The 7,405-nt window shown below is 73.1% G+C and carries 4 protein-coding genes; all 4 read right to left on the reverse strand.

Features of this window, described 5'->3' with window-relative positions; all coding sequences use genetic code 11:
* On the reverse strand, positions 1–1,141 hold a 1,141-nt coding region (locus tag GTW67_RS10390; RefSeq protein ID WP_161164507.1), incomplete at its 3' end, for a cobyrinic acid a,c-diamide synthase CobB.
* Positions 1,135–1,734 (reverse strand): cob(I)yrinic acid a,c-diamide adenosyltransferase, encoded by a 600-nt coding sequence (cobO, locus tag GTW67_RS10395; protein WP_161164508.1) that lies wholly within the window; start codon positions 1,732–1,734, stop codon positions 1,135–1,137. The genes GTW67_RS10390 and cobO, both read right to left, overlap by 7 nt.
* Positions 1,734–3,740 carry a putative cobaltochelatase gene (locus GTW67_RS10400; RefSeq protein WP_161164509.1) on the reverse strand — a complete coding sequence of 669 codons (2,007 nt, stop codon included), beginning with the start codon at positions 3,738–3,740 and terminating at the stop codon, positions 1,734–1,736. The genes cobO and GTW67_RS10400 overlap by 1 nt, the downstream gene beginning before the upstream one ends.
* Entirely contained in the window at positions 3,737–7,390 is a 3,654-nt protein-coding gene (gene cobN, locus GTW67_RS10405; protein WP_161164510.1) for a cobaltochelatase subunit CobN, read from the reverse strand. Before cobN ends, GTW67_RS10400 begins: the two co-directional genes overlap by 4 nt.
* Positions 7,391–7,405 lie beyond the last annotated feature (15 nt).

A 7,405-nucleotide genomic window follows, 5' to 3' on the forward strand; every position in this document is an offset into this window, starting at 1 on the left:
GGTAGCCGAGCGTCAGCCGCTCCGACATCCGGGCGGAGGCGTCCAGCACCCCGCACATGGGCAGCCCGTCCAACTCCCGGCACAGATACAGCAGCCCGGCACACTCGGCGGCGACGGGAGCCCCACGGAACGCCAGCTCGGCGACACACTTCCGCAGCGCCTCGTTGGCGGACAGCTCGGAGGCGTACACCTCGGGAAAACCGCCCCCGATGACGAGGCCATCCGTCCCCTCGGGCAACTCCTCGTCCCGCAAGGGATCGAAGGTGACGACCTCGGCCCCGGCGGCGGCAAGCAGCTCGGAGTGCTCGGCGTAGGAAAAGGTGAAGGCGGCCCCACCGGCAACGGCGACGCGCTGCGGTGACTTCTCGGCCGACCGAGTCGGGTGGTGGGTGGGCATAGGTCCGGGGGTCCAGGGGGCGGAGCCCCCTGGCAACGGCCCGGCAGCCCGCGCCAGCCCGACCAACGCCTCCAGGTCACACCCGCCCGCCACCTGCGCCGCCATCGCCGCAACCGCCTCCACCGCCGAAGCCCGCCGCTCGGCGACCGGCACGAGCCCCAGATGCCGCGACGGCACGTCGACCCGCGCGGCCCGCCGCAGCACCCCCAGCACCGGCACCCCGACGGAGTCCACCGCCTCCCGCAACAACGCCTCGTGCCGGTCCGACCCCACCTTGTTCAGGATCACGCCCCCGATCCGCACCTCCGGATCGAAGGACACGAACCCGTGCACCAGCGCCGCCACCGACCGCGACTGCGACGACGCGTCCACGACCAGCACCACCGGCGCCCGCAGCAGCTTCGCCACCTGCGCGGTGGACGCCAGCTCGCCTTCCCCCGCCGCCCCGTCGTACAGCCCCATCACGCCCTCGACCACGGCGATGTCACACCCCCGCGCCCCGTGCAGGAACAACGGCCCCACCAGCTCGGGCCCGCACAGATACGCGTCGAGATTCCGCCCCACCCGCCCGGTGGCGAGCGCGTGGTACCCCGGGTCGATGTAGTCCGGCCCGACCTTGTGCGGGGACACGGCGAACCCCCGCGCGGCGAGCGCGGCCATCAGCCCGGTGGCGACGGTGGTCTTGCCGCTTCCCGAGGAGGGCGCGGCGACGACCAGCCGGGGAACGGCGGGGGAGGTCACCACTCGATGCCCCTCTGCCCCTTCTGCCCCGCGTCCATCGGATGCTTGACCTTGGACATGTCGGTGACGAGATCGGCGAGGTCCACGAGGGCGTCGGGCGCGTTCCGCCCGGTGATCACGACATGCTGCGTCCCCGGCCGCTCCCGCAGCACGGACACGACCTCGTCGGTGTCGACCCACCCCCAGTGCATCGGGTAGGCGAACTCGTCCAGCACGTACAGCTTGTACGTCTCGGCGGCGAGGTCCCGCTTGACCTGCTCCCAGCCCTCCCGGGCCTTCTCCTCGTTGTCCATCTGGGCGTCCCGCTGGACCCAGGACCAGCCCTCGCCCATCTTGTGCCAGTCGACGGACCCGCCCTCACCGCTGGCGCCGAGCACCCGCAGGGCGTTCTCCTCGCCGACCTTCCACTTCGCCGACTTGACGAACTGGAACACCCCGATCGGCCACCCCTGGTTCCAGGCCCGCAGCGCCAGCCCGAAGGCGGCGGTCGACTTGCCCTTCCCGATGCCCGTGTGCACGACGACCAGCGGACGATTACGCCGCTGACGAGTCGTCAGTCCGTCGTCCGGTACGACACTCGGCTGTCCCTGCGGCATTACGCGGCCCTCCTCTGCACGTCCTTGACCAGCCCGGCGAGGGAGTCCGCCCGCAGCTCGTCCAGCGTCACCGCCGTACCGCCCAGCTCACCCGCGAGCTGTCCCGCGAGCCCCAGCCGCACCGGCCCGGACTCGCAGTCCACGACCACGGAGGCGGTGCCCTCGGCCGCGAACAGCCGCGCGGCACGCCCCGCGAGCGCGACGGGCTCGGGACCGCCCGTGGCCCGGCCGTCCGTCACGACGACCATCAGCGGCCGACGAGCCGGATCCCGCAGCCGCTCCACCCGCACCACCTCGTGGGCGCGCAGCAGTCCGGCCGAGAGCGGCGTACGCCCACCGGTCGGCAGCGACTCCAGCCGGGCGGCGGCCGCGTCCACGGAGGACGTCGGCGGCAGGGCGACCTCGGCGGCCGTGCCCCGGAAGGTCACCAGCCCCACCTTGTCCCGCCGCTGGTAGGCGTCCAGCAGCAGCGACAGCACGGCGCCCTTGACGGCAGTCATCCGCTGCCGCGCGGCCATCGACCCGGAGGCGTCCACGACGAACAGCACGAGATTGCCCTCACGCCCCTCCCGCGTCGCCTGCCGCAGGTCGTCCCGCCGCACCACCAGCCCCGGCCCACTGCGGCCCCGCGCCCGCTGGTGCGGAGCGGCGGCCTGCACGGTCGCCGCGAGGTGCAGCTTGGTCAGCGCGCCCCGCGGACGCCGGGCCCCGGTGGTCCGCCCGTGCTCGGTCCGCGCCCGCGAACGCCGCCCGGCGGCACCCTCGCCCAGCCCGGGCACGCTCAGCACCTTCGTGCGGAACGGCTCGGCGGCACGCACGGGCGACTGCTCGCCGGCACCGCCCCCGGAAGCCTGCGGTTCGCCACCCTCCCCGGCCTCGGGGCGGGCGGCGGTGTCACCGTCGCCCTGCGGCGCGTCATCGGGCTCGGGCTGCCCACCGGGACCACCGCCGGGCCCCGGGTCCGGATCGTCGTCGCCGTCCCCGTCGTCGCCCGACCCGCCGAACTCCTCCAGCGTCTCGTCCAGCTTGTCCTCGTCGAGCCCCGGCGCGTCGAACGGATTCCGCCGCCGCCGATGAGGCAGCGCCAGCAAGGCCGCCTGCCGCACATCCTCGGCGAGTACGTCCGTCCGCCCGGCCCACGCGGCCAGCGCGGTCGCCGTCCGCGCCATCACGATGTCGGCCCGCATGCCGTCCACCTCGAAAGCCGCACAGGTCGCCGCGATCTGCCGCAGCGCCCCGTCGCCCAGCCGCACCGACGGCAGCAGCTCCCGCGCCGCCACGATGCGCTGCCGTACGGCGGCCTCTTCGTCGGCCCAGCGAGCGGCGAACCCGGCGGGATCGTCGTCGTACGCCAGCCGGCGCCGCACGACCTCCACGCGCAGGTCGGGCTCGCGTGAGGCGGCGACCTCGACGGTGAGCCCGAACCGGTCCAACAGTTGTGGCCTCAATTCGCCTTCCTCGGGATTCATGGTCCCGACCAGCAGGAATCGAGCGGCGTGCCGCACGGACACGCCCTCGCGCTCGACGTAGGAGGCACCCATGGCGGCGGCGTCCAACAGGAGGTCCACGAGGTGGTCATGCAGGAGGTTGACCTCGTCGACGTACAAGATGCCCCGGTGCGCGTCGGCCAGCAGCCCCGGCTCGAAGGCCTTCACGCCCTCCGACAGCGCCCGCTCGATGTCCAGCGCGCCGACGAGCCGGTCCTCTGAGGCCCCGACGGGCAGCTCGACCATCCGCGCGGGCCGCGCCTCGGACGCCCCGGTCCCGTGCGGCCCGTCCGGGCAGCCGGGGTCGGGGGAGGCGGGGTCGCAGGAGAAACGGCACCCGGAGACGACGGCCACCTCCGGCATGAGCGCCGACAGGGCGCGCACGGCCGTGGACTTCGCGGTGCCCTTCTCGCCGCGCACCAGCACACCGCCGACGGCCGGGGAAACGGCGTTCAGCAGCAGCGCGAGCCGTAGGTCGTCCTGACCGACGACGGCCGTGAACGGGAACGGAGTACTCACTGGTCGTCGCCCTCCAAGTCGCCTTCGAGCTCCAGATACGTGGCGCGCAGCCGCTCCAGCGTCTCCGCGTCGGGTTCGGCCCACAGCCCCCGGTCGGCGGCCTCCAGCAACCGCTCGGTGATGCCGCGCAGGGCCCAGGGGTTGGACTTCTTCATGAAGTCCCGGTTCTCCGCGTCGAAGACGTACTCGGCGCTGAGCTTCTCGTACATCCAGTCGTCCACGACCCCGGCCGTGGCGTCGTAGCCGAAGAGGTAGTCCACGGTGGCCGCCATCTCGAAGGCGCCCTTGTAGCCGTGCCGCCGCATGGCCGCCATCCACCGCGGATTCACCACCCGCGCCCGGAAGACCCGGTGCGTCTCCTCGCCCAGCGTCCGCGTCTTCACCTGGTCCGGCGTCGCGGAGTCGCCGACGTACGCCTCGGGGGACTCGCCCGTCAGGTGGCGCACCATCGCGACCATGCCGCCGTGATACTGGAAGTAGTCGTCCGCGTCGACCAGGTCGTGCTCACGCGTGTCCACGTTCTTCGCCGCCACCGCGATCCGCCGGAACGCCGTCTCCATGTCCCCGCGTGCCGCGCGCCCGTCCAGCCCGCGTCCGTAGGCGTAGCCGCCCCAGACCGCGTAGACCTCGGCGAGGTCCGCGTCGCTGCGCCAGTTCCGTGCGTCGATCAGCGGCAGCAGACCCGCGCCGTACGCGCCCGGCTTGGAGCCGAAGATGCGTGCCGTGGCCCGGCGTCGGTCGCCGTGCTCGGCGCTGTCCTCGTCGGCGTGGGCGCGGACGTAGTTCTGCGAGGCGGGCTCGTCCAGCTCCGCCACCGCCCGCACCGCGTCGTCGATCAGCCCGACCACGTGCGGGAACGCGTCCCGGAAGAAGCCCGAGATCCGCACCGTGACGTCCACGCGCGGCCGGCCCAGCTCGGCCAGGGGCACGATCTCGAAGCCCGTCACCCGGCGCGACGCGTCGTCCCACACCGGACGGCAGCCCAGCAGTGCCAGGATCTCGGCGATGTCGTCGCCCTGGGTGCGCATCGCGGACGTGCCCCACACGGTGAGGCCGACGGACTTCGGGTACTCGCCGGTGTCGCTCAGGTAGCGCTGGATGAGGGAGTCCGCGAGGGACTGGCCGACCTCCCAGCTCAGCCGGGACGGGATCGCCTTGGGGTCGACGGAGTAGAAGTTCCGGCCGGTCGGCAGGACGTTGACCAGCCCACGGGTCGGTGAGCCGGACGGGCCCGCCGGGACGTAACCGCCGTCCAGCGCCCGCAGGATGTGCCCGATCTCGTCCGTGGTCCGGGCGAGCCGCGGTACGACCTCCCGGCAGGCGAACTCCAGCACGGCGACCGCATCGGGGAGTTCGGTGCCGAGCACGTCACGCACGAGGCCCGGAACGGCCGCCGTGTCCCAGGCCTGGAGTTCCATGCCCTCCGCGAACCGCCGGCACAACTGCTCCAGCAGGTCGATCGCGTCCGCCGCCGACCGTGCGGGGCCCTCCACCAGCTCCGTCAGTTCCACCGGCACCTTCACCGGCGCACCCGGCTCGGCCAGCAGTTCCTTCTCCACCAGCCCGAAATGCGCGGCCAGCGAGGCCCGCAGACCCGGCAGCGCGTTCGCCTGGCCGCCCCACACCTGCGAGGCCCGCAGCACCGCCAGTACGAGGTTGACGCGCGGGTCGCCGACCGGGCCGCCGCCCAGGATGTGCAGGCCGTCGCGGATCTGCACGTCCTTGATCTCGCACAGATAGCCGTCGATGTGCATGACGAACTCGTCGAACGCGTCGTCGTCCGGCTGGTCGTCCACGTGCAGGTCGTGGTGGAGTTCGGCCGCCTTGACCAGCGTCCAGATCTGCGCCCGCACCGCCGGCGCCTTCGTCGGGTCCAGGTCGGAGACGAGCGCGTACTCGTCGAGCAGCTGCTCCAGCTTGGCCAGGTCGCCGTAGGTGTCGGCACGGGCCATCGGCGGCACGAGGTGGTCGACCACCGTGGCGTGTCCGCGCCGCTTGGCCTGGGTGCCCTCGCCGGGGTCGTTGACGATGAACGGGTAGATCAGCGGCAGGTCGCCGAGCACGGCGTCGGGCGCGCAGCCCGCGCTCAGGCCCAGCCCCTTGCCCGGCAGCCACTCCATCGTGCCGTGCTTGCCCATGTGCACGATCGCGTCGGCGCCGAAGCTGTTGTCCAGCCAGCGGTAGGCCGCCATGTAGTGGTGGGAGGGCGGCATGTCGGGGTCGTGGTAGATCGCGATCGGGTTCTCCCCGAAGCCGCGCGGCGGCTGGATCATGACGACGACGTTCCCGAACTGGAGGGAGGCCAGCACGATGTCGTCGCCGTCCACGTACAGCGAGCCCGGCGGCTCGCCCCACGCCTCCCGCATCCCGTCCCGGAGTTCGGGATCGAGCTTCTCGAACCACGCCCGGTAGTCGGCCAGCGGCACCCGCGCGGGCGCCGAGGCGAGCTGGTCCTCGGTCAGCCACTCGACATCGTGCCCGCCTGCTTCGATCAGCCGGTGGATCAACTCGTCGCCCTCGGAGGGGTGTTCGGTGAGCGAGTAGCCCGCGTCCCGCAGCGCGTCCAGCACGCGTACCGCCGAGGCCGGGGTGTCGAGGCCGACCGCGTTGCCGACGCGGGAGTGCTTGGTCGGGTACGCGGTGAAGACCAGCGCGAGCTTCTTCTCGGCGTTCGGCTTGTGCTTGAGGGCCGCGTGCCGCACGGCGATCCCGGCGACCCGCCCGGCCCGCTCGGGGTCGGCCACGTAGACCGGCACGTCGTCGGGGCCCTGCTCCTTGAAGGAGAACGGCACCGTGACGAGGCGGCCGTCGAACTCCGGGATGGCGACCTGCATCGCCGCGTCCATCGGGGAGAGCGCCGCGTCGGACGCCTCCCAGGCGGCGCGGGAGGAGGTGAGGCAGAGCCCTTGCAGCACCGGCACGTTCAGGTCGGCCAGCGCGCCGATGTCCCAGGCCTCCTCGTCGCCGCCCGCCGAGGCCTGCGAGGCGTGCGTGCCGCCCGCCGCGAGGACGGTGGCGACCAGGGAGTCGGCCCGGCCCAGCAGCTCGTACAGCCCGGCGTCGGCGCCGCGCAGCGAACCGCAGTACACCGGCAGGGCGTTGGCGTCGTGCGCCTCGATGGCGTCGCACAGGGTGTCGACGAAGGCGGTGTTGCCGCTGAGGTGGTGGGCGCGGTAGAAGAGCACGCCGACCGTCGGGCGGCCCTCGATGAAGGGCCGTTCACCGTGGAGCCCGTACTCCGGCATCTTGCGCGGCTCGTCGAAGCCCTCGCCGGTCAGCAGTACCGTGTCCGACAGGAACCGCGCGAGCTGCGTGAGGTTGTCCGGGCCGCCCTCGACCAGATAGCGCAGCGCCTCCGCCACCACCCCGGCCGGCACCGACGACTCGGCCATCAGCTCCGCGTCCGGCACGCTCTCGCCGCCGAGGAGCACGGTCGGGATGCCGGACGCCTTCAGCGCGGCGAGCCCGTCCTCCCAGGCGCGCTTGCCGCCGAGCAGGCGGACGACGGCGAGGTCCGCGCCCTCGACCAGGCCCGGCAGTTCCTCCTGTACGTCGACCCGGGTCGGGTTGCCGATCCGGTAGGCGGCGTCCGACGCGCGGGCCGCCAGCAGGTCCGTGTCGGCGGTCGACAACAACAACACTGTGCTCATGCGGGCGCTCCCGGA

Origin of the sequence: Streptomyces sp. SID5910 (assembly GCF_009862125.1) — a bacterium.
In the GTDB taxonomy this organism is placed as follows: Bacteria; Actinomycetota; Actinomycetes; order Streptomycetales; family Streptomycetaceae; genus Streptomyces.

Coding starts and splice junctions, on each gene's coding strand:
- cobO (WP_161164508.1), bottom strand. CDS start 1,734: ATGCCGCAGGGACAGCCGAGTGTCGTACCGGACGACGGACTGACGACT.
- cobN (WP_161164510.1), bottom strand. CDS start 7,390: ATGAGCACAGTGTTGTTGTTGTCGACCGCCGACACGGACCTGCTGGCG.